Source organism: Candidatus Methanocrinis alkalitolerans (genome assembly GCF_029167205.1).
In the GTDB taxonomy this organism is placed as follows: Archaea; Halobacteriota; Methanosarcinia; order Methanotrichales; family Methanotrichaceae; genus Methanocrinis; species Methanocrinis alkalitolerans.
Window position 1 is genome coordinate 22,602 of sequence record NZ_JARFPL010000009.1, and the last position, 22,424, is coordinate 45,025.

Annotated in this window: 23 protein-coding genes and 1 pseudogene; 11 read left to right on the forward strand and 13 right to left on the reverse strand. The window is 57.6% G+C overall.

Going from position 1 to position 22,424, the window contains the following annotated elements; all coding sequences use genetic code 11:
* Nucleotides 1–3: 3 nt before the first annotated feature.
* A complete protein-coding gene (locus tag P0O24_RS04000; protein ID WP_316968447.1) occupies nucleotides 4–579 on the forward strand; it encodes a hypothetical protein in 576 nt (191 codons plus the stop codon).
* Between the two features lie 55 nt (nucleotides 580–634).
* Here P0O24_RS04000 and P0O24_RS04005 read toward each other — a convergent pair whose 3' ends face one another.
* Nucleotides 635–1,738 (reverse strand): YbgA family protein, encoded by a 1,104-nt coding sequence (locus tag P0O24_RS04005; protein WP_316968448.1) that lies wholly within the window; start codon nucleotides 1,736–1,738, stop codon nucleotides 635–637.
* Between the two features lie 212 nt (nucleotides 1,739–1,950).
* On the opposite strand from P0O24_RS04005, the gene P0O24_RS04010 reads away from it, so the two are divergent.
* The gene (locus tag P0O24_RS04010; RefSeq protein ID WP_316968449.1) at nucleotides 1,951–2,082 is read left to right on the forward strand and encodes a hypothetical protein; all 132 of its coding nucleotides are present in this window, start codon (nucleotides 1,951–1,953) and stop codon (nucleotides 2,080–2,082) included.
* A gap of 125 nt (nucleotides 2,083–2,207) precedes the next feature.
* Here the strand turns inward: P0O24_RS04010 and P0O24_RS04015 are convergent.
* Nucleotides 2,208–2,969: pseudogene (locus P0O24_RS04015) on the reverse strand (IS5 family transposase); the annotation flags it as partial.
* Between the two features lie 48 nt (nucleotides 2,970–3,017).
* On the opposite strand from P0O24_RS04015, the gene P0O24_RS04020 reads away from it, so the two are divergent.
* Entirely contained in the window at nucleotides 3,018–3,236 is a 219-nt protein-coding gene (locus P0O24_RS04020) for a helix-turn-helix domain-containing protein (protein ID WP_316968450.1), read from the forward strand.
* Nucleotides 3,237–3,367: 131 nt separating this feature from the next.
* Here P0O24_RS04020 and P0O24_RS04025 read toward each other — a convergent pair whose 3' ends face one another.
* The 7 genes from P0O24_RS04025 to P0O24_RS04055 all read right to left on the reverse strand — a co-directional run bounded on the left by P0O24_RS04025 (nucleotide 3,368) and on the right by P0O24_RS04055 (nucleotide 9,731).
* Nucleotides 3,368–3,715 (reverse strand): transporter suffix domain-containing protein, encoded by a 348-nt coding sequence (locus P0O24_RS04025; RefSeq protein ID WP_316968451.1) that lies wholly within the window; start codon nucleotides 3,713–3,715, stop codon nucleotides 3,368–3,370.
* 48 nt (nucleotides 3,716–3,763) lie between these two features.
* Nucleotides 3,764–5,197, reverse strand: coding sequence for an argininosuccinate lyase (gene argH, locus P0O24_RS04030; protein ID WP_316968452.1), 1,434 nt, complete (start codon nucleotides 5,195–5,197; stop codon nucleotides 3,764–3,766).
* A gap of 20 nt (nucleotides 5,198–5,217) precedes the next feature.
* Complete coding sequence (gene argJ / locus P0O24_RS04035) at nucleotides 5,218–6,393, reverse strand: bifunctional ornithine acetyltransferase/N-acetylglutamate synthase (RefSeq protein ID WP_316968453.1); 1,176 nt, start codon at nucleotides 6,391–6,393, stop codon at nucleotides 5,218–5,220.
* Complete coding sequence (locus P0O24_RS04040; protein ID WP_394356685.1) at nucleotides 6,380–6,865, reverse strand: CBS domain-containing protein; 486 nt, start codon at nucleotides 6,863–6,865, stop codon at nucleotides 6,380–6,382. Before P0O24_RS04040 ends, argJ begins: the two co-directional genes overlap by 14 nt.
* A 66-nt stretch (nucleotides 6,866–6,931) precedes the next feature.
* Nucleotides 6,932–7,957, reverse strand: a complete 1,026-nt coding sequence (argC, locus tag P0O24_RS04045) for an N-acetyl-gamma-glutamyl-phosphate reductase (RefSeq protein ID WP_316968455.1) — start codon at nucleotides 7,955–7,957, stop codon at nucleotides 6,932–6,934.
* Between the two features lie 83 nt (nucleotides 7,958–8,040).
* The gene (locus tag P0O24_RS04050) at nucleotides 8,041–9,000 is read right to left on the reverse strand and encodes an ADP-ribosylglycohydrolase family protein (RefSeq protein WP_316968456.1); all 960 of its coding nucleotides are present in this window, start codon (nucleotides 8,998–9,000) and stop codon (nucleotides 8,041–8,043) included.
* Nucleotides 9,001–9,143: 143 nt separating this feature from the next.
* A complete protein-coding gene (locus tag P0O24_RS04055) occupies nucleotides 9,144–9,731 on the reverse strand; it encodes an MFS transporter (RefSeq protein ID WP_316968457.1) in 588 nt (195 codons plus the stop codon).
* A gap of 24 nt (nucleotides 9,732–9,755) precedes the next feature.
* Here P0O24_RS04055 and P0O24_RS04060 point away from each other — a divergent pair, with 24 nt between their 5' ends.
* The 6 genes from P0O24_RS04060 (at nucleotide 9,756) to P0O24_RS04085 (ending at nucleotide 16,081) form a co-directional block, all read left to right on the forward strand.
* Nucleotides 9,756–9,959 (forward strand): hypothetical protein, encoded by a 204-nt coding sequence (locus P0O24_RS04060; RefSeq protein ID WP_316968458.1) that lies wholly within the window; start codon nucleotides 9,756–9,758, stop codon nucleotides 9,957–9,959.
* 655 nt (nucleotides 9,960–10,614) lie between these two features.
* Nucleotides 10,615–12,492, forward strand: a complete 1,878-nt coding sequence (cooS, locus tag P0O24_RS04065) for an anaerobic carbon-monoxide dehydrogenase catalytic subunit (RefSeq protein WP_394356686.1) — start codon at nucleotides 10,615–10,617, stop codon at nucleotides 12,490–12,492.
* 36 nt (nucleotides 12,493–12,528) lie between these two features.
* Nucleotides 12,529–13,044 (forward strand): 4Fe-4S dicluster domain-containing protein, encoded by a 516-nt coding sequence (locus P0O24_RS04070; protein ID WP_316968460.1) that lies wholly within the window; start codon nucleotides 12,529–12,531, stop codon nucleotides 13,042–13,044.
* 49 nt (nucleotides 13,045–13,093) lie between these two features.
* On the forward strand, nucleotides 13,094–15,139 hold the full coding sequence (fdhF, locus tag P0O24_RS04075; RefSeq protein WP_316968461.1) for a formate dehydrogenase subunit alpha: 2,046 nt from the start codon (nucleotides 13,094–13,096) through the stop codon (nucleotides 15,137–15,139).
* 4 nt (nucleotides 15,140–15,143) lie between these two features.
* Nucleotides 15,144–15,608: a 4Fe-4S dicluster domain-containing protein gene (locus P0O24_RS04080; protein WP_316968462.1), complete on the forward strand. Its 465-nt coding sequence runs from the start codon at nucleotides 15,144–15,146 to the stop codon at nucleotides 15,606–15,608.
* Nucleotides 15,605–16,081, forward strand: a complete 477-nt coding sequence (locus tag P0O24_RS04085) for a hypothetical protein (RefSeq protein ID WP_316968463.1) — start codon at nucleotides 15,605–15,607, stop codon at nucleotides 16,079–16,081. The genes P0O24_RS04080 and P0O24_RS04085 overlap by 4 nt, the downstream gene beginning before the upstream one ends.
* Nucleotides 16,082–16,226: 145 nt before the next feature.
* Here P0O24_RS04085 and P0O24_RS04090 read toward each other — a convergent pair whose 3' ends face one another.
* Nucleotides 16,227–16,475, reverse strand: a complete 249-nt coding sequence (locus P0O24_RS04090) for a hypothetical protein (protein ID WP_316968464.1) — start codon at nucleotides 16,473–16,475, stop codon at nucleotides 16,227–16,229.
* 406 nt (nucleotides 16,476–16,881) lie between these two features.
* On the opposite strand from P0O24_RS04090, the gene P0O24_RS04095 reads away from it, so the two are divergent.
* The gene (locus P0O24_RS04095; RefSeq protein WP_316968465.1) at nucleotides 16,882–18,027 is read left to right on the forward strand and encodes a DUF2202 domain-containing protein; all 1,146 of its coding nucleotides are present in this window, start codon (nucleotides 16,882–16,884) and stop codon (nucleotides 18,025–18,027) included.
* 114 nt (nucleotides 18,028–18,141) lie between these two features.
* Here the strand turns inward: P0O24_RS04095 and P0O24_RS04100 are convergent, their stop codons facing one another.
* The 3 genes from P0O24_RS04100 to P0O24_RS04110 form a co-directional block, all read right to left on the reverse strand.
* Nucleotides 18,142–18,621 carry an MSMEG_6728 family protein gene (locus P0O24_RS04100; RefSeq protein WP_316968466.1) on the reverse strand — a complete coding sequence of 160 codons (480 nt, stop codon included), beginning with the start codon at nucleotides 18,619–18,621 and terminating at the stop codon, nucleotides 18,142–18,144.
* 73 nt (nucleotides 18,622–18,694) lie between these two features.
* Entirely contained in the window at nucleotides 18,695–19,504 is an 810-nt protein-coding gene (locus tag P0O24_RS04105; protein ID WP_316968467.1) for a 4Fe-4S binding protein, read from the reverse strand.
* 596 nt (nucleotides 19,505–20,100) lie between these two features.
* Nucleotides 20,101–20,226, reverse strand: a complete 126-nt coding sequence (locus tag P0O24_RS04110; RefSeq protein ID WP_316968468.1) for a hypothetical protein — start codon at nucleotides 20,224–20,226, stop codon at nucleotides 20,101–20,103.
* Nucleotides 20,227–21,607: 1,381 nt separating this feature from the next.
* On the opposite strand from P0O24_RS04110, the gene surE reads away from it, so the two are divergent.
* Complete coding sequence (gene surE / locus P0O24_RS04115) at nucleotides 21,608–22,399, forward strand: 5'/3'-nucleotidase SurE (protein ID WP_316968469.1); 792 nt, start codon at nucleotides 21,608–21,610, stop codon at nucleotides 22,397–22,399.
* Nucleotides 22,400–22,424: the final 25 nt, after the last annotated feature.

Sequence of the window (22,424 nt, forward strand, 5' to 3'; positions counted from 1 at the left end):
GATATGGCGAGATGGCAGATCGTCGTCGTGGTCGCTCTCGCTCTGGTGGGGGCTTACATCCTCCTGGACGGCGCGAGGGACGGCATCCTCGGAGGCGATATGTCCAGGGGCGTACCCGACCCCTACTATCTGGAGCTGAAGCCCGCCGACGTCCACAACCCCGACGACGTCATAAGGTACAGCAGCTCCATCAAGGGATATGCTGCAGACCTATCGGTCTTCGAGAGGGCCGCCTTTTACGAGTGGTACTTCAAGAGCCACGGCTTTGACGTCACCTTCGCCTACGCCGATGATTTCGACGAGACGGGGAACGATCACCTCTGGCTCCTCGTAAAGAACCAGAAGGGGGAGGTGATCGAGGTCGACCCCTCCTTCTCCGCGGTAGGTGGCAGGTCGATGGTTCCCCTCGACCCGGCGTACGCCAGGTACGACCGGGAGTTCATGGACGTATACGAGGCCATAGATGGACTGGGCATGAAAAGGCTCGCCTGGTGGGAGGACGACTCGGCGATCCAGATCTTGAACGAGAACGTCCTAGTGACGGAGAAGGATAAGGCCCAGAGGATGGCGGAGGCCTGAAGGTCCGCCCCCCTCTTCCGCCCTGCCCTCCCTGCCCTCTCTTTCAGGGTCTATTTTATCTCCAGAGGTCTCTGCCCCGATGGGAGACGATGGGGTCCACCTCCACCAGGTCCTGGGGGTATGGCTCAAAGAAGGTCTGGCTCGATAGATAGTCGTCATCGAACCGCGCGATCCAGGACTTGAGGATGGTGGTGTTGGGGCAGATGGTGATCTTCCCGTCCCGGTACCTCTGGACGTTATCAAGGAACAGTTCTCGCTCCCCCGCCGAAATCCGGTCTGAAAAGTGGCCCAATATGTGCATCAGGACGTTTATGTTGGAAGTGTACCTCCGGGGCCTGCAGAACGCCCTCTTCAGATGGAGCTCGTATGAGGCTGCGACCTCGGGGAAGGGACGATGGTCGTGGTTTGCGGCGATCTTACCCAGAGCCCTCGTCTCCGCCTGGTGGTAGGCCAGAAGGAGCATCTTGTTCTCCGTCTGGAAGCCGACCAGCTCCCTCATCGACCCCGACCTCTTCACCTCCCGAAACCGAGCCAGGGCGAAGAGCTTTGAGAGGAAGTGCTCTTTTATCCGGGGGTTTCTAAGCCTCCCCTCGTCCTCCACGGCGAGATCGGGATATCGGGCCATGACGGCAGCGCCGAAGAGGCCGCTTTCGCTCCTCGATAGGGCCGCCGACTTTCCGGCGGTGGGATAGACCTTCGTATTCTTGATCCCGCAGGAGGGGGAGCTCGCCTTGAGGATGAAGCCGTCGACGTCGCCGACGGAGTCGAGATAACCCGTGGCGAAGGAGGTCATATCGGCTGTGACGTCCCGGCCCGTAGTCGGCTGGATGAGGCTGATCTTTGCCAATCCAACCTTTCCACTTCCACCATCTCCTCCTTCACCCTCTTCACATTCTCCTCTTGCTCCCTTTCCACCATCTCCTCCTACCCCCTCACCTCCCTTTCCACCTTCTCCTCTCTTTGAGGTCGAAGAGACGAGCCGGACCGAATCTCGGGGGACGCCGAGGCCGATCTCCACCTCGGGGCAGACCGGCAGGAACTCGACGTAAGGGGCGAGGCTCGCGACGAAGTCGCTGGCGATCATCTGACCGTTATACCGGCAGTGGTCGAACTCGATGCATCTGCTGACGACGACCCTGGGCTTTGCGAACTCTCTCAAGCTAGACGCCTCCACCTTATTTTAGCGATTTATAGCGATAATAGTGGGCTGTAGGTAGTTAAAACCTGCGCGGAATTCTATGCTCCAGGGGTTGGAGAAGGGGTGGCGATGAGATATGTAAACCCCCGAATCCACCTCGAGGAGTAGGGAGTTTTTATTGAATTATAGTCTTACGACTAAATTGATATAATAGAACAGACAAAATAGATCTTATGAAGGGAGATATTGTAAGTATACAAAATGCTGAGGAGCTACCGGAAAAGCTTCGTGCAGAGACTGATGGGCGTATCAGGCCCAGATTGATATTTGAGGACTTCGATTATCCTGCAATTGGCGTTCTGTGAAGTACTTTACCTCAACATTTTCGATCTGAACGTTCCTTATGTCGGTTTTCCCTCCAAATTACGACCAATTTTTTCTGTTCTGTCCTCTAATCTTAATACTTTTCAGGATTTTTCGACAGCTAACGCTAAACCACCTCTTTGTTGACAAGACCGTGAAGATTATATAAATTATAACCAATAGCTTTGAACATCACTTTTACAGTTGCTTTTTCTACTGTCGTAACCATGATATGACCCGACCTGAATACAGTCTTTATGACACTGAAACATCTCTCAACCGGAGATCGCTTCTTACTGATTCTCTCGTTTCGCAAGATATCGGAAATGCCGAGTGGATGTCCTCTGGCTGCCCTCTTCATCGATGCGTCATATCCTTTGGTTTTGGCTCCGGAATAGGCTTTGTCACCATATCGGACTTCTCCTACTTCTGCCAAATCTACCTGGCTATCATGGAGGGATGCGGTGGTAGTCTTAACTGCCCAGATGAACTGCTGTTCGGCGTCGACTTTGACATGGGCCTTGTAACCGAAATTGGATTTCTTGCCCTTTGTCGCCCAAGTACCGTCCTTGCTTCTCCTTGTCTTGGCTTCATCTCCACGAGGGACATCTTTCTTCGCATGACCCGGATCTGATGTTATGAACGAAGCATCTTGGATCACACCTTTCCTCACATCGTAGCCTTTAGCTCGGAGTTGATTGGTGAACTCGTACCAGATGTCGTCGCACTTGCCGGTTTCTTCCAATCTCTTGCGAAACAGCCAAACTGTAGTATAATCAGGAATAACCTCAGTCGTCCCCAAGAAGACCCGAAAAGAAATTCTATCCGCTACTTGAAGCTCTAACTGTGGGTCCGAGAGACCGAACATCTCTTGAAGCACGAGTAGTTTATAGTCTTACGACTAAATTGATATAATAGAACAGACAAAATAGATCTTATGAAGGGAGATATTGTAAGTATACAAAATACTGAGGAGCTACCGGAAAAGCTTCGTGCAGAGACTGATGGGCGTATCAGGCCCAGATTGATATTTCTCAATGCTATGGCCAATCACGGCATTAGCTATGAGAAAGCAAGTGATATTTGTGGACTAAGTATGTCGACAGGTTATGTTTGGATCCGAAAATGGAATGCCGAAGGATACGACGGAGGATGACCTTCCTCAATGCATCTAAGAGGGGCAGTGTCGTAAAGAACCGGGCCTGAGCCGTTGGGATCTATTCAGTGGCAATCGGCCCAGCGGCGCGAGAATCTCCAAAAAAAACCTCAGTGCAGCTTCCATCACCCTCACGCCCTCCCCCTAATCCACCTCAGCGGATCGAGGGCACCCCGCCACCGTGCGACGACGTCGCGGCCGAGGATGAAGCCGCCGATCCAAAAAGAAGCCTCCCCGGATATCACCAGAAGGGACGAGAGGGCGACCTTTCCTGCGGAGGATAGGGGCGCCGATGGGACGAAGAGGAGGCAGCCGTATAGTAGACAGGATAGGACGACCAGGCCGAAGCCGAGCCGCCGCCTCCAGCCACCCCCCTTGAGAAAGGCGACGATGCCGTCCTCCGGTGGTGCTGGCGCCGCCGCCGAAGGGCTGCCTGGTGCGTACCCCGACGTTTCCGGTCCCCTCGAAGCCGTCGTCATATCATCAACCTTGAAAGCGCCCGGATCGATGCCGTCAGATCGATACCGTCACCTCATCTCCCGCAGGGCGGCGATGGCCCGGTCGACCCTTCCTTTCAACTCTGCGACGAGCCGCTCATTTTCCTCTATTTTCTGAAGCCGGTCGGAGGCCATCCTCCCCGTCTCCGCCGGCGCTGGCCCCCCGGTCCTCGACCTTGCCGCCACGTTCTTCCTCGGGTCCAGGGCCGCCGCGAGCTCTTCTTTGCCGAAACCCCTCTCGCTCGGCCTGAAACCAGCGATCCTCTCGGCCGCCGCGTCCAGGTCTTCTATCGTCGGGCTCTCGCCCTTCGCGGCCAAAGCCCCCACGATCTGGTGGGCGGTCCGGAAGGGGATCTTTGTCTTCCGGACGAGGGAGTCGGCGAGCTCCGTCGCCGTCGAGAAGCCCGCGCCGGAGGCGGCCTCCAGCCTGTCGGTCCTGAACTTCGCCGACGAGACGGCCCCGGCCATGATCCGCACGGCGCCCCTGGTGGCGGCGATCCCCCGCCAGAGGTTCGGCGTCGCCTCCTGCATGTCCCGGTTGTAGCTCATGGGCAGCGCCTTATTGATGGCCAGGGCGGCTACGAGGGACCCAAAGACCGTACCGGTCTTCCCCCGGACGAGCTCTGCGGTGTCGGGGTTCTTCTTCTGGGGCATGATGGAGCTCGTCGAGGTGAAGAGGTCGTCGAGCTCGACGTAGCCGAACTCCGACGTAGACCAGAGGATCAACTCCTCGGCGAGGCGGCTTGCGTTCACCATCAGGATGGCGGAAGCGGATAACGCCTCCAGGAGAGAGTCCCTCGTCGATACCGCGTCCATGCTGTTCTCGACGAGCCCGTCGAAGCCGAGGAGCTCGGCGGTCCTCTTTCGGTCGATATCAAAGCCGGTGGAGGCGAAGGCTGCGGCGCCGAGAGGGCTCCTGTTGATCCGCGGGTAGGAGTCCCGGAGCCTCTCGAAGTCCCGCAAAAGAGCGTCGGCGTGGGCGAGGAGGTGGTGGGCGAGGGTCGTGGGCTGGGCGTGCTGCAGGTGGGTGAACCCTGGAATTATAGAATCGGCGTTCTCGGCCGCCCTCTCGACTAGTGCTTTGCAGAGGGCGTTCCCCTCGGCCATGAGGGATAGGACCTCTTCCCTGAGGACGATCCGGATGCAGGTCGCCACCTCGTCGTTCCTCGATCTGCCGGTGTGCATCCGGCCGCCGACGGCTCCCACCCTCGCTATCAGCTCCGCCTCGATCGCCTCGTGGACGTCTTCGCCCTCGCCGAGGCGGTCGAGATCGATCCCATCTAGCGCCTCCACGATCTCTGTAAACTCGTCCTTGGATATCAGGTCCCGCTCCTTCAGCATCACCAGGTGGGCCCTGTCCACCAGGAGGTCCGCCTCGAAGATCCACTGGTCCGCCTCCCTCGATGATATGAACTCCAGGACATCCCCGGAGATCTCGCCGAGCCGCTCTCCTCTCAAAAGCAATGTTTTCGCCCTCCTCGTCCTCAGGTTGTATAATCCGCGTTGATCTTGACGTAGTCGTAAGAGAGATCGCAGCCGAAGGCCCGGGCCCTCCCATCCCCAAGGCCCAGATCGAGGGTGATCAGAAGCTCCTGGGCCCTCATCGCCTCCTCCGCCGTCGCCAGGATGCCGTCGACGATCTTGCCGTCCCTGACGAGGAATACCTCTTCATCCCTGCCGGCGGCGGAGATCGAGAGGGTGATCTTCTCCGGGTCCAGCTCCGCCCCGGACCTTCCCGCCGCTGCCACGATCCTGCCCCAGTTGGGATCGCACCCGAAGATGGCGGTCTTGACGAGGCTGCTCCTCATGACCGTCTTGGCTGCTAGACGGGCGTCTTCTCGGTTCCGAGCTCCAGTGACCTCCATCTCCACCAGCTTCGTCGCCCCCTCGCCGTCTTTGGCCATCATCTTCGCCAGCTCCACACAGACATAATTGAGGGCCTCTCGGAAGTCGTCTATATCGGCTTCGACCTTCCCCGTCGCCGTCACCAGGACCAGGTCGTTGGTGCTGGTATCTCCGTCGACGATCAGCATGTTGAAGCTCTCGTCCGCCGCCGCCAGGAGGGTCTCTCTGAGCGCCTCCGGCGAGATTCTGGCGTCGGTGTAGAGGAAGGCGAGCATCGTCGCCATATTCGGCTCGATCATCCCGGCGCCCTTGGTGATCCCCGCCACCCTGAAGCCCCGGTGCTCGACGGCGATCTCTTTGACCCTCGTGTCCGTGGTCATGATCGCCCGCGCCGCCTCTGCGCTCGCCTCGGGGTCGGAACGGAGCCTCCCCTTAGCCTCGTCGAAGAGCCCGGCGATGACGTCCCTATCGAGATGCCGCCCTATCACCCCCGTGGAGGCGACGCCGATCTCCTCGGCCCCGACCCCCAGGTGGTCTGCCAGGAGGCCCGCCATCCACCGGGCGTCTTCGATCCCCGTTGTCCCGGTATAGGCGTTGGCGCAGCCGCTGTTGGCGATCACCCCCTCAAGCCGACCCTCCGAGACGGCGAGATTCTTGGCGGTGACGTCCAGGGGAGCTGCCCTGATCCTGTTCTTGGTGAAGACCCCGGCCGCAGTACCTGAAGCGGCGATGAGGGCGACGCCGTACTTGCCCCGCTTGGCCCCGGCGGCCCTGACTCCACCGACGGCGCATATCCCCCCTTCAATTCTCTTCAACTTCCGACGCCTCCATCCCCAGCCCCGCTATGATATCCCCCCTCGTCACGATACCCACGAGCCTCTCCCCCTCCAGGACCGGGAGGCGGTTGATCCGGTGGCGGACCATCATCGAGGCCGCCCGCTGGATGGAGTCCTCAGGTCCGACGGTGAATACCTTCTTTGTCATAACCTCGGATACCCTCGTCGTACCCGCCTCCTCGGCGGCGGCCTGGAGCCTCTCCCACCGGATCAGGTCCCGGATGGGAATCTCCAGGATCTCAAGGGGGCTTGGGAGCCAAAGCCCCCCCTCCCTCTCGGCGGAGAGCATCTTGAGGAGGTCGGACTCGGAGACGACCCCCACCAGCCGTTCCCCTTCAAGAACCGGCATCCCGCTGATCTCGTTCTCCTTGAGAAGCCTTACGGCGTCGCTGACGGCGGCCGTCGCCTGGACGGCGACCGGCTCTTCGTTCATTACATCCCTGACCTGCATCATATACCACCTCACCTCTCTTTTTATTTACCCTTTCAGCCTCTCGCCCTCCGCCTCATCTTCTCATCAGGGGGCACCGCCGGGGAACCAGAGACCTTCGGTCTCCGCGATCCCCGTCATCAGGTTCATATTCTGGATAGCCTGGCCGGAGGCTCCCTTCACCAGGTTGTCTATCGCCGAAACGACGACGATCCGGTCGCCGTACCCGTCCACCTCAAATCCTATGTCGCAGAAGTTCGATCCCCGGACCGCCCCCAGGGAGGGTACCCCCGGTACCAGCCTGATGAAAGGCGAGTCCCGGTAGAAATCCCGGTATATCCTCTCGATCTCGGACTTATCGGGGATGTCGCCGACGAGCTCTTCCTTCACCAGGAGGTGGGCGGTGGTGAAGATCCCTCGGACCGCGGGGACGACGTGGGGGGTGAAGCTCACTTTGATTTCAGGGGATAGGCGGCCCAGCTCCTGGTCTATCTCCACCCTGTGGCGGTGGGTCGAAAGCTTGTAGGCGATGACGTTCTCCGCCATGTTAGGGTAGTGGCTCGTCTCTGAGGGGGCGATCCCAGCCCCGGAGATCCCGGACTTGGAGTCGAAGACGACCCTCTCGGCAAACCCGGCTCCGACGAGGGGGGCCACCGCGAGGCTCGCCCCCGTGGGATAGCAGCCGGGGTTGGCGACGAACTCCGCGCCCCTCACCTCCGGGTGGAGCTCCGGCATCCCGAAGACCCCCTCCCGAAAGGCCCTGTGCTTCATCCCGTAGGTCTTCTCGAAGACCTCCAGGGGCAGCCTGTAGTCGGCGGAGAGGTCGACGACCTTTGTCCCCTCGTCGAGGAGTCCCGGCACCCAGTCCATCGCCGTCCCGTGGGGGACGGCGGTGAAGACTACGTCGCACCTCTCGGCGACCTCGGCCGGAGAAGGCGATTCGAACTTGAGGGAGTAGATCCCCCGCAGGTGAGTGTGAACGTCCCCTACGGGCCTACCCTCCAGCTTTCTGGAGGTGATGCAGACCGCCTCGGCTCCGGGGTGGAGGCTCAATAGGCGGAGGAGCTCTCCGCCGGTATAGCCGGACCCGCCTACTATTCCAACCTTAATCATGGCAGAAGACGAATACCGGCTGGCATAAAAACGACACGCTGGCATCTGGTCTGCCACAAGGTCTATGGCTGAGGATCTTCCCATCAGATCCCAGGACAGATCCTCGAAGCCACGGCTGCCAGATCTCTCGCCACTCTCTCGATCCTCTCCCTATCTTCAAGATGGAATAGCCACCTCTCCGGGATCCAGCCCGACCCCCGGGAAGCCCCCGCCAGGGCCCCGGCGATGGAGGCGATGGAGTCTGTGTCCCCCCCATTGGAGGCCGCCGCTATCAGCGCCTCCTCAGGCTCGAGCTTGAGGTGGCAGAAGAAGGCGGCGGGTACGGTCTCGCTCACCATGGGGGACGTCCCTATCTCCCCCAGCGCCTCCGCGGGATCGAGGTCCAGGAGCTCTTCGACGACTAGGAGGCGGCGGGCGAAGTCGCGGTCGATCCGTTCGGTTAAGGTGGCGGCCATCTCCAGGACCTTGACGGGGGCAAAGCCGAGGAGGGAGAGGGCGACGCCGGCGGCGACGGCTACCGCCCCGGCCCGGGCGGCGGCAGCGGAGTGGGTGGGGAGGCTCTGGAGGTCTGCATACCTGGCGACGAGGTCGAGGTTGCAGTGGTAGACGAGGCCGATGGGGGCTGCCCTCATGGCAGAGCCGCAGGTGGGGGTCGCAAGGCCCGCCTCCCGCCAGGGCCGATCCCTCAATAGTTCCCCTATCGCCGTCATGCTCGTCCATCCGACGCCCCTGTTCTGACCTGGATCGGCGGTCCAGCACCGCCCCCATTCGGCGAGCTTTGCCGCGAACCTCTCGACGTCGAAGAACCCGGCATCGATGATCGAATCAGCGAGGATGAGGGTCTGCTCGGTATCGTCGGTGTACTGGCCGGGCGCGAGGCCAGAGTGAAAGTGGTCGGCTGCGGGGGCTAACATCTCCCGGACCTCGCCGGCGGACGCTCTGATCTCATCTCTCGTCAGCCCCTCGACGGGCATTCCCAGGGCGTCGCCGACGGCGAGGCCCAGGAGGCAGCCGCAGAACCGGTCCAAGAGATCTCCTGCCATGGTATTGCCTAGAAGATCCCGGGGCTAAATACCCATCGGGGAAGGGGCTCGCTTTCTGAGGATCGGGAAGAGGAAGAGTATCGGGAGGGCGGTCCCAACTTCGGTCCGCGACCGGGAAGATCGAGTCCGGGTATCCTCTTCTTTCACCTTGACGGGACTACGATCCTCCTCTTCTCAGCGCTCTCCCGATCGAGCATCAGGAGGATGCCGCAGCCCACCAGGCACATAAAACCCGTGAGGATGAAGGTGGCGACGAACCCTGCGATGCTCGCGATGGCGGCGCCGGCAGCGGCGGTGGCGGCGGTCCCAAGGCCCGTAGAGGTGGAATAGACCGACCACTCGAACCCCTCCTTTCCGGGTTTCAGGTTCATGGTCCAGAGGGCGACCCAGGTGGGGTAGGCGAGGCCGCTTCCGATTCCGTAGAGGATCTCCGCCAGGTAGACCTGGTATATGTTGTCGATGAAGATGTACATCACCGGAACTGTGGCGATGAGGGCGGTCCCTATTATCAGCCATCTCGTCTTATTTCCGTTCTCGTCTATGTACCGGGAGAAGGGGAGCTGGACCAGGGACTTCGTCACCAGGAATAGGGTGCTGGCCACCCCTGCGGTGAAGATAGTCCCCCCTGCCACCCCCTCGTTTATGAAGATGGCCAGGATGGGCTGGATCAGGCCGAAGCCGGTGAGGACGAAGACGTCCGATATCATGAGGAGCTTAATGGTGCGATTCATATTTTTCACCTCCTATTTTCGAGTTTGAATTTTGAAAGTAATATAATAAAGAGCGATGCCCAAGACGTCGAGGATGACCGATCAGTCGAAACGACCGGGTGGGCCGAAGATGCGAAGATCGGGGCGTATGAGCAGAGCTACAACGGCGGAAAAAGAGTGCACTACAAGCCAGAGCGGACGTTTATGCAGAGTAATATCGCCTTGTTCAGGGCCATCGGAATTAAGTGACGAGGTAATTCCATATATAGATTTCTCTCTTCACAATGTGAAATATTGAGAGAATTACTGTTTACATTGAGATATATATAGATATTATCTTGCATAAAATAAGGATTTATTATTAAATATTACATCAATATGCCAAAAGAACCTCAGAAGAGAGATTCCCACCATCTGCCTCCTGATGAGCTACAATCAATCTCTGGATGAACTGCATCAGCTCTCGAATGAATTACATCCCGCATCCGGCGATTCTCATCACCATCGAAGGGATCCCAGCAAAAACTGTATAATAATTGATATAAGTCGGTCGGGCGGTTTCTAAGCTTCTGCCGGCATCAATTGAAGGAGGTTTAGAAGGGTCATTTGGCCCGAAGCTCTGGTCTCATCGAAAACTACCACGATCCCTCCATGTAACATTTTTAAGCTGCCATCTTCTTTTGAGCGAGAGCATTGGAGCTTTAAAATGGATCAACAATGCATAAAAAGCGAAACTCATATACCTAACTGTTACATTTTACATCTTCTAATGGCACTTTTTACATCACATCAAAGAGATATGCTGCGTTATAAATAACATTAGATGCGTCAAGGATAAATAGTTGATAGGGATAGGGTTTGTCATACCACTTTAAATCTCCAAAAGGCGAGAGAGGTCATGAAAATGGGGAAGAACGTCTACGAAAAGAGCGTCGATCCCGCCACCCGGGCGATGCTCCTTGAGGCAGACCGGGCTGGGATCGAGACCGCCTGGGACCGTTTCGAAAAACAGCAGCCCCAATGCGGCTTCGGCCAGCTGGGGGTCTGCTGCAGAAACTGCAATATGGGGCCGTGCAGGATAGACCCCTTCGGCGAGGGGGCTGATAAGGGAGTCTGCGGCGCCACCGCGGACATCATCGTGGCGAGAAATCTCCTCCGGATGATAGCCGCCGGAGCAGCAGCCCACTCCGACCACGCTCGAGACGCAGTCTTGGCCTTCAAGAAGATGGCCGAGGGGAAGGCCCAAAGCTATCAGATAAAGGACGAGGCGAAGCTCAACGCCCTCGCCTCCGAGTACAACATATCCACTGAAGATCGCAGCCCTGAAGAGGTGGCCTTCGACCTCGCCAACATACTCCTCTCGGAGTTTGGAAAGCAGACGGGTCCGATTCAGTTCACCAGGAGAGCCCCCGCCAAGAGGCAGAAGGTATGGGAGGCCGCCGGGATCGACCCCAGAGGAGTCGACCGGGAGATCGTCGAGTGCATGCACAGAACCCACATCGGCGTCGACAACGATCCTGTCCACATCCTCCTCCACGGCCTTCGGACGAGCATCTCCGACGGCTGGGGGGGATCGATGATCGCCACCGACGTCCAGGACGTCCTCTTCGGAACCCCAACCCCCGTCGTCTCGGAGTCTAACCTCGGCGTCCTGAAGGAGGATGAGGTGAACATAATAGTCCACGGCCACGAGCCTATCCTCTCGGAGATGATCGTCGCCGCCGCCGAGGATCCCGATATGATCGCCCTCGCAAAGAAGATGGGAGCGAAGGGTATCAGCGTCGCTGGAATGTGCTGCACCGGAAACGAGGTTCTGATGCGCCACGGGGTTGCTACGGCAGGAAATTTCCTCCAGCAGGAGCTCGCCGTCATCACCGGAGCCGTCGAGGCGATGGTGGTGGACGTCCAGTGTATCATGCCGGCCCTGGGAAACCTCTCCGGCTGCTACCACACCAAGTTCATCTCCACATCCCCCAAGGCCGACTTCCCCGGGGCGGTCCGGATGGAGTATCACGAGGAGAAGGCCCTGGAGACCGCCAGGGAGATCATCAAGACCGCCGTCGAGAACTACCCGAACAGGGACCGGGCCAGGGTGAACATACCTAAGGAGAAGAGCGCTTGCATGGTGGGATTCAGCGCCGAGGCGATCCTGGGAGCCCTGGGAGGAACGCCCCAGCCCCTCATAGATGCCATCGTCTCAGGGGCCGTCAAGGGCGTCGGCGCCGTCGTAGGCTGCAACAATCCGAAGGTCCAGCACGACTATGGCCACGTTAATCTGGTCCGGGAGCTGATCAAAAATGACGTTCTCGTGGTCACAACAGGCTGTAACGCCATCGCTTGCGCCAAGGCTGGCCTCCTCAGGCCCGAGGCGGCGAAGGAGGCTGGCTCAGGCCTGCGGGCCGTCTGTGAGTCTCTCGGAGTCCCGCCGGTCCTCCACATGGGCTCCTGCGTCGACATCAGCCGGATCCTCGTCCTGGCAGCGGCCCTCGCAAACCACCTGGGGGTGGACATCAGCGACCTTCCGGCCGCAGGCGCCGCCCCAGAATGGATGAGCGAGAAGGCAGTCAGCATCGGCGCCTACGTAGTAGCCTCAGGGGTGTACACCGTCCTGGGGACGGTCCCCCCGGTCCTGGGAAGCTCTGAGGTCACCAATGTCCTCACGAAGGGTGTCGGAGGCGTCGTAGGCGCCACCTTCGCCGTGGAGCCGGACCCCTTCAAGGCGGCGGACCTGATGATCGATCACATCCAGGAGAAGAGGAAGGGTCTCGGGCTGAAGAGCTGAAGTCCGATACCCCTTTTGTCCAGGAGTTGAGATCAGATGAAAGAGATATTGATAAGGCCTGAAAGGTGTATGGGGTGTCGCTCCTGCGAGATAGCCTGCACCGTCGAGCACTCACGCTCCAAGAGCCTCTTTGGAGCCGTGGCCGAAAAGCCGCTTCCTAAAAAGAGGATCTACGTCGAGTTCGTGCCCGAGTGCGCCATCTCCGTTCCCATGGTGTGCCATCACTGCGAGGACGCATCGTGCGTTTCTGTCTGTCCCACCGGCGCCCTCAGCCAGGACGAGATCGTCAGGGTGGTGACCCACGATCTCGAGGCCTGCATAGGATGCTGGACCTGCGCCTCCGTCTGCAACTACGGGGTCATCGGCAGAAACAAGGATCAGAGGGTCGCCATCAAATGCGACTGGTGCCCGGACCGAGAGGTTCCCGCCTGCGTTTCCGCCTGTCCCACCGGGGCTCTGGTGTACAAAGATGTGGATGAGTTCTCGGGGTCGAAACGTGCCGTTGCAGCTCTGAAGCTGGCCCAGGGGGTGACCGCAGGCGAGAGCCGGTGAGGGGTATCCCTCCCCGCCTTTTTTATGAGAAGATCGAGGAGAAAACCAAATGGCTGAAGAAAAATTGGTCCCCACGGTCTGCCCTTACTGCGCCCTGGGATGCGGATTTTACATTAAGTTAAAAGAGGACGGCCCAGAGATCGAGTATATGCTCGACCATCCCACAAACGAGGGATCTTTATGCGCCAAGGGGAACGCCTCCCTGGAGGTCATAAACCATCCCGATCGGCTCCGCCACCCTCTCAAAAAGACCGAAGGCGGCTGGTCGCGGATCACCTGGGATGAGGCTCTTTCGATCGTCGCCGGGAAGATCGAAGAGACGATTAAACGCCACGGTCCCGATGCCCTGGGCTTTCTCGGATCCGCCAAGTCCACAAACGAGGAGAACTACCTCTTCCAGAAGATGGCCCGGACCCTCGGCTCAAAGAACGTCGACTGCTGCGCGAGGAGGTGCCACTCGCCGACGATCCCTGCCCTGAAGAGGGCCTTCGGATCCGCCTGCATGACAAACCCCATCCCCGACCTCGCCAACTCCGACTGCATCTTCGTCATCGGCTCAAACTTCGCTGAGAACCATCCCATCGTCGCAAGGTGGGCGATGAGGACGAAAGACCGGGGCGGAAGGATCGTCGTCGCCGATCCTAGGCTCACCCCCACCACGTGGCTCGCCGACCTCCACCTCCAGATAAGGCTGGGGACGGACGTCGCCCTCCTCAACGGTATGATGAAGGTGATCATCGATGAGGAGCTATGGGATAGGAAGTTCGTCGCCGAGAGGACCACCGGATTTGAGGAGCTCGCCGAGAAGGTGTCGGGTTATACCCTGGAGAAGGTCTCCGAGATCATCGACGCTCCGCCGGAGGCGATCGTCAAGGCGGCGAGGGTCTACGCCAAGTCACCGTCATCGGCGATCGTCTACTCCATGGGGATCACCCAGCACTCTCATGGCACAAACAACGTATCCGCCTGCGCCGACCTCGCCCTCCTATGCGGCCAGCTGGGGAGGTCCGGGGCGGGTCTATATCCCCTTCGGGGTCAGAACAACGTCCAGGGAGCCTGCGACATGGGGGTCCTCGCGGACTTTTATCCCGGCTCTGTATCCGTCCACGACCCGGGAGCGATCCGGTTCATCGAAGAGGCCTGGGGTACGAGCGCGTTGCCGATAGGCATGGGGATGACCGCCGAGGCGATGCCGGTGGCGGCGGCGGCAGGGGACCTGCGCTTTTTGTACATCATGGGCGAGGACCTGGTCAACTCAGACTCCAGCTCGTCCAGGGGCAGAAGGGAGCTGGAGAACCTCGACTTCATGGTCGTCCAGGATATCTTCATGACAGATACCGCCGAGATGGCGGACCTGGTCCTCCCGGCGGCGGCCTGGGCGGAGAAGGAGGGGACGTTCACCAGCTCGGAACGGCGGGTCCAGTGGATCCCCAGGGCCTTCGATCCTCCCGGAGAGGCAAGGTCCGACCTATCGACGATCCTGAAGCTCGCGAGCCTTCTGGGACTCGACTTCGATTACGCCGGCCCCGAGGATGTCCTGACGGAGATCGGGAGGGTCGTTTCTAGCTACGCTGGGATATCAAAAGAGAGGGCCGAGGAACGGGGCGGGGTGATCTGGCCCTGTCCGCACCCGGAGCATCCGGGAACCCCCATCCTCCACCAGGAAGGGTTCTCCGCTCCCGAGGGGAGGGGCAGGATCGTTCCGATGGAGTACCTGCCCCCCGCCGAGGAGACGAGCCTCGACTACCCGCTCCTCCTCACCACCGGGAGGGTGGCGCTCCATCACAACGCCGGCTCCATGACCCGGCGGAGCTTCTCCCTGATGAAGAGGTCTCCGGAGCTCTTCGTGGAGGTGAACCCCCAGGATGCAGACCGGTGGAGCGTCATCGACGGAGACCTGGTGGAGGTGGAGACCCGGCGGGGCGAGGCCTGGGCCAGGGCTCGGGTCACCCCCCGGCAGGAGGAGGGGGTCATCTTCATGCCCTTCCACTTCCCCGAGACGAACCTGCTCACCAGCGACGTCATCGACCCGGAGGCGAGGATCCCGGAGTTCAAAGTCGCTGCCTGCAGGATAGGAAAGATGAAGGGGGTCTGATAGGTTGGAGGTTTACGTCGATATCGATAGATGCATCTATTGTCACGCATGTGAGGTCGCCTGCGAGAGGGTCCACGGCGAGGCGAGGATATCGGTGGGGGCGGTGGAGGAGAGGGCCTCAGTCCCCTTATTCTGCCACCAGTGCGATGTCGCGCCCTGCGCCCTCGCATGTCCAGCCGGAGCCCTCGTCCAGGGGGAGGCCGCCGTCTCCTTCGAGGCTGAAAAGTGCACCAGGTGTGGCCTGTGCGCCATATCCTGCCCCTTCGGAGCCGTTTATATCGGAGAGACAGCGCCCCTCCAGAAGTGCGACCTATGTTCCGAGAGGGAGGCCCCGGCCTGCGTCCTCACCTGCCCCACGGAGGCGCTGATCTGGGGGGACGGGGAGGACGGAGCGAAGAGGCTGAGGAGGAGGGCTGCAGCAAGGATGGCTCAATCCTGCGCGGAGGCCATCGGGAGGGGACGGATATGAAAGATGCGAAGGCCGGCCCCTGGAGGGTCCTCGACGTCGACGTCGAGAGGTGCATCGGCTGTCGGGCCTGCTCCAGCCTCTGGGACGAGATATCCCTCGCCCCCGCCCTCTCGGAGAAGGGTCCTCAGCGATGGATGAGGTTTCCGAGGGTCTTCGAGGAGTTCGAGGCGAAGGTCGCTGAATCCCTGGCGGAGGTATGCCCCACAGGGGCGATATCCGTTACCTTGGCAGATGAGAGACCTTTGGAGGAGGGGATCGATCTCGCCTTCAATATGATCCGGTGCCGGAGGTGCAAGACCCCCTTCGCCACCGAGGAGGAGGTGAAGTACATCAGAGAACGCATCCCAGAAGATCTCAGAGCCCAGAACTGTGCCGTCTCCTGGATGGAGCTATGCCCCGGATGCCGCCGGTGGGTGGGCCGAAAGGAGGCTGCAAGAGAGCTGATCGTCGTGAGAAGCGGGGCGGGGAGGTGAACTCGGCAAAAATATGGATGAGATAAGTCCTCGGCCCATCATCACCGTCCCTCCAGCTCCGCCACCGCCTCCGGCGGGAGGGCACCGACCAGATCTATCTTCGTAACTATTCAGCCCACCGCAAACAGCATCATCAGACCCGCTCTTAGAGATCTCGTGTGGCCAGTTCCAGAAAGCTAACTTCAAGTAACCTCGGCATTGGATATCGTTTTTCATTTTGGTGCAAGTTGTTGATCGGCATACCGTTATAATCAAAGTCAGCATCATGCGGGCGATTCGGTATAGCTGAATAGTTACCTATCTTCTTTGCGCAGAGGGTTTTGACTCCGTACTTCTCGGCTATCGGCCTCAGATCCTTCGTCGGGTACTTTTCGGCGATCTCCTCGGAGTCCATATCCTCTCTTTTAGATCAGAGGATATTTAAACATCTTTTCGGGGAGAACGATCAATAAAGAGATGTAGATCGACATCTTGATATGGGTTCTATCATGAAATAATGATGGGTGTTTACAATCCGGCATTCCGCAGTAAGGCTATGCAAAATTAAGAATTTATTGCTTGCCAAAATGTGCATAAATTCAAACGTTTAACTTAAATTTTGTTTAAAATAATTTTACTAGAATTTGTCAACACGATATTAACAATTCAGTATATTATAAAAATTTAATAATTATATTCTTAGTCTTTATGAAGCTGGCCTTATTTGATCTCTATACAGAGTCGATTGATATCTATTCTCAAAAAATCGATAGCAGGAAAATTAATGAGCGTTCAAACCGTTAATGCGAAATGCCGGTACAATGAAGCTATTGCCATTAATTCTCTTGACCGCCCTCCTCATCCTCTCCGGGTGCGTGGAGAGAGAGGGGCCCGGCACGGAGGCGGTGGAGGAGGCAGAGGTCCCGGCGGAGCCGGGGGCGTGGAACCCCGACGGGATCATCGCCGAAGGCGAGTACTCCGGATACGCCCTCCTCATAGGCCCCGTGGGGCTCGGCTATCCGGGGGGAGACCTGGAGGTCTTCTGGAGGGCCGACAAAGAAAACCTCTACATGGCCCTCCGGGGGGAGACTACGGGCTGGATGGCCGTAGGTTTTGATCCCCAGGAGTGGAAGAAGGGCGCTGACGTCGTCATCGGCCGCGTCGACGGTAAGGACGCGGTCGTCGAGGACCAGTACATCATCGACTTCTTCGGCCCCCACTTCCCTGATGTAGATCTCGGCGGAACCGACGACATCCTCCAGTTCGGCGGCCTGGAGAGGGATGGGGTGACGGTGATAGAGTTCAAGAGGAGGCTCGACACCGGCGACGAATTCGACAGGGCGATAACCCCCGGTGAGGATCTCCCTATAATCTGGTCGATCTCAAGGTCGGAAGACTTAAACGAGATCCACGACGTCGCCCGGGCCGAAGGGATCCTACGCCTCGGAGATGAGACGGCGGGGCCGTCCGCCATCGCCCCCCTCTCCGTCGCGGAACTCGATGGGATGGCGTTCATCCTGGAGGAGGAGAGGATGGCAAGGGACCTCTACATGGAGTTTTATAAGATGACGAGACTTCCTGTCTTTTTAAACGTCGCCGGCTCCGAGAAGATCCACATCGCCTCGATACTGACCCTCATGAATAGGCGCGGCATTCCCGCCCCGCAGGAGGACCCCGGCGTCTACGCCGACGAGGCCCTCCAGAGGATGTATGAAGACCTCCTCGCCGGAGCCGACAGCCCCGAGGCAGCCCTCAGGGCAGCTGCCCAAGTGGAGGAGGCCTCCGTCCACGACCTCTCGATGGAGATCGAGGGGACTCTCGAGCCCGATCTGATGTCGGTCTATGGAGGTCTCATGGTGGGGTCGGAGAAGCACCTTCGGACCTTCGTCAGAGCCCTGGAAGAGCGGGGGGGAGAGTACACCCCTGCGATCCTCAGCCAGGAGGAGTTTGATAGGATCGTCAGATGATGAGAAGATCATAAGGTACTGGGAGGATCGACAGATACTTGGAGTATCATCAGATACTCAGAGGATCGTCAGATGCTGATGGGGTTCGGGGGCGGGGCGAAGCCCGCCCCCTCTTCAATCGCCCTCCTCTTCCTCCGGTACAGGCCAGCGGTAGCAGAGGTCGTCCGGCTCAGTCCAGCCGAAGGCGGAGTAGTGGTCGGGGTCTTTCCGGAGGAGGTTGGACCGGTGGGAGGCGTGAAACTCCTCGGACCCAAACCACGAGGGTAGGAAGCCCTCCTCCCTCGATTCGTACCTCCGGCGCAGCTCCGGGAGCTGCGCGCCCCCCATCTCGCGGTTGGCGGCGAGGATCTTCTCCTTGCAGGTGTCCCGATAACCCCGTCTCGTCCACTCCTCGCAGATGACGACGCCGTAGAGGGCGAGAGCTTCAGGGTTCTTCGCCCACATCTTCCAGATGGGGTGGTTTTTCCACCGGCTTTTGCCGTCACGGCAGATCCGGAGGAGGACGAGGGCTTCAGACCTCTGCTTTCCAAGCCGCTGTCTGTCCAGGACCTCGGCGGACCTCCGGAAGTCGGGATAGGGGAGGAATGTCTGCATAAGTAGATCCTCTCAATTGATTTTGCATCCTTAAATGGCTCGGCGAAACTATAAAGGCCTTTCAAAAGGCCTTTCACTTCCTTCCGTAGCTTCGGACGTGCTCCCAGGATCGGTGAAGCTCCTCATTCGTGGCCCCTTCGCCTCTGGAGTAGATAGAGGGGTCCATCCTGTCGAAGAGCTTCCGATCCTCGCCGACGGGGCATACCTTGATGCAGACTCCGCAGGGAGAGAGCCCCCTCTTGGCGAGCACAGCGCTGTAGGCGGTGCAGGCACTTCTATTTGTGATGCCTGCCGGGTAGTCCCGGTCGTCAATCGCCTGAGCGGGACAGATCTGAACGCACCTCATGCACCGGGTGCAGAGGTCGTCATCCAGGAGGGGGTCGGCCGGAAGCTCCGCCGCGGTGAAGAGGGAGCCGAAGCGGACCCGGGGGCCGTACTCCTTAGTCAGAAGGACGTTGTTCACCCCGAAGGTTCCCAGGCCAGCGAGGTATGCAGCGTGCCGGTGGGAGAAGAAGGCGACCGGGTTCTTCAGCAGAGCCTGAACGTCGGCGTACCCGTCCCGGGGTACGAAGACCGATGGGAACCCCCGGTCGTTGAGGAAGTTTGAGATCCGGTAGGTGTACTGATCGAGGAGGATGTTGACGGTCCGATAGAGCTCCCGATACCATATAGAGGGGGTGGTCTCCAGGGCCGGCAGGGTGATGGGTAGGCCGATGACGACGACGGACCTCGCCTCGGGGTATACGGCCTGGGGCCAGAACTCCTCGGGAATCCAGGGCTCGAAGGGAGGCTCCTCCCACCGGTCGATGGGGGCGACCCCCACCAGAGGGATCTCCATAGTCCGGCACCGTTCCAGGAGGGCTCGTTTCAGCTCAGCGCTCATGGGAGACTCCATACGCCTTGAGACTTCATACTCTTTTCGACTCCATACCATTTTCTTCCTGTTGAGCCAGACTCTAAGCTCTCCAGAAGTTCCACAACGGGACTATCGCCAGTATGGCGAAGACGAGGGCGTACCAGTGCCACTCGAGGCTCAGGAGAGGCGGCCAAAGCTTTGCGATCATCAGCGTGAAGGCGGGCGACGCTCAACTTAGTCAGCGCCATGTCGACACATGTAAACTTTCCAATCTTTTGGTTGGCCCAGCTGAGGAGGTTCATGGCTCATAAATTTCTCCGAGAGATTATACATCTCTTCGCCTCCTTTCCGCCCGCGTCCAATCCGGCCACTGCGGCCACCCCCGGCGCTCGCGGCGGTGCGGAGGGGAGGATGGGAGCTTTGCCGGCCCAGCTTCACCGCCGCCCTGCCCAGTCCCGCTGGTCCCCAGACGAAGGCCGCAAAGATGGCCTTCCCGGTGACGCCCCCGAAATTTTCGTCGATCCCGGTGGCCCAACATCCCCGAGACCACTGCATCAGGGCCGGAGTAGCCGGTCTTTCCCCTCCGCAAGAAGCGCCAGCTTCAGATCGAGACCTGGCACCTCTTAGCCAAGTCCCTCGACCGGCCTCTTCCGGATTTCAAGCCCGTTATATCCATCATCGTCCATATCCATCATTTGCCAGCCATGGCCAAGGCCGCTTATGGACGCCCGATCTATGATGTCGATCATCTGCGTACGATAGGCCTCGCGGAAAGCCCAGACCAATAAGAACTTATAGTAATATATAATTTTTATAGTATATAAATATTGTGATGGTTTTTATAGTATATAAACATCGCGATGTGTAAGTTTTCTAGATTTTCTTATTGAAATTTTTATATTTTTAATTAACATTTTTTAATTTAGATTAGGTATAAATTTATAAAATTATCTTTAAAAATTAAAATAAATTATTAAATTAACTAATCAGTATAAATTATATATATAAAATAAACAATAAAAGATATAAATGTATTTTTATAAATTGTAATGAAATTTTGTACTCTGAAATTAACACGAATTCATAAAATTTAATCATTTATATAACAGTTTATTGATACAAGATTGTTTCGTCCCGAGTTATAAGATGCGGCCCTAGGTGAAATGGATCATTAGAAATTGTCAGCCGGGCTGTAAGCTGTCGGGATTCAACGATGGGGTGATTGATTCGTAGATAGTATGTGTATATGCTTATCGGCCGCGATTTTGAACCATCTTTGAAAACTGCCTCGTTACATAGTTTATGTGAATTTATCCCCCTCGTCGCGTACCATGATGGTTAACGGGGAAAAATATGTCTTTGAAACGGAGATCAAGCCTAAAACAGAATTAAACCTATAGTTTGTAAGAACTATTCTGAGATGCTTCCTAATTAGAGTCATTTTTATAAATAGATAATCAGGATAGAAACCCCATATTTTCTGTCCGATTTAGTAATTTATAAAATTACAATTAACAATTTCTCGATGGCTGAATTCTCAAATCAATATAAAGTATATCTTATAAATTGAACATTCTAACCCAGATTTTGTTAAATTGCAAATATTAATAATAATATTAAAATTAATTATAGCGTTAAGTATTTGTTATAACATAACCTTAACTGTATAGTTAATAAAAAAACTTTTATATTTAATATTAAAATTTTTTATAAAATTTATATATAATTATTTAATATAATTAATTAAAAATTAAAAAATTAATTTTTAGATTACTAATAGGACTTATATATTAAAAATGCCCCTTTCAGGTTCAAACAAAAGTGAGGGTCAAGAGCGTGTGAATATGATCGTCAAAATTAAATCGCATCTCATAAGCGAAGAGACTGGACAGATCGATATTATGGGCAAGCCCTGTAGCCACTTAAATCATGAGTCGAGATAAAATTTCAGGATGGAGGTGGTGGCCAGAAAGCCCCATACTTTCGACTCGGTCCCAATTACCCAGGTAACCATCTACCTTCGACGATCTGACCCCCCCGATGAGCAGCTTTGAACCTTTGTGGGTGATTTTCTGAGAGCCGCTGCGAAGTCGCTCTATTTTTATACCTCCGGTCCCAGATATCCTATCGATGAACCGCATTCTGGTTACCAACGACGACGGCGTCCACTCCTCGGGGATCAGGGCCGCGATCCGGGGGGTGGCGGGGCTGGGGAAGATCCTGGTCGCTGCCCCCTCTGGCCAGAGGTCCGGCGTCGGAAGGTCGATATCGATCTTCGAGCCCCTGAGGTACAACAAGATAAACCTGGACGGCGTCGAGGCGTACGAGGTCTCCGGGACGCCCACCGACTCGGTGATCATGGGAATCTTCTGGTTGATGAAAGGAGAGCTCCCCGACCTCGCCGTTTCGGGGATAAACATCGGCGAGAACATCAGCACCGACACCGTCACCACCAGCGGGACGATCGGGGCGGCCCTGGAGGCGGCGAGCTACGGTGTTCCGGCGATCACAGCCTCGGTCCAGGTCGTAGACCAGGGGGACAAGTTCGATAGCAGAAACGATCACGCCTACCAGTTCGACGTGGCAGCGATGATGGTCCGCAAGGTGGCGAAGAACGTCCTGGATAGGGGGCTTCCTGAAGGGGTGGACATACTGAACATAAACGTCCCCGTCGACGCCACCGAGGATACGGAGGTGGTGGTGACAAGGCTCGCGAGAAAGATCTTCAAGACGAGGGTGCAGGAGAGGGCAGACCCTAGGGGGAGGCCCTACTACTGGATCGACGGCGACCTCGTCTGCACCGAGCGGAAGGGGACCGACGTCCGGGCAGTCTACCAGGATGGAAAGATCTCAATCACCCCTCTCACCATCGACAACACCGCAAGGGTTGACTTCGCGAAGATCTTCGACCTGGTAGAGTGAAGAGAACGCTGATCTGGTGATGACT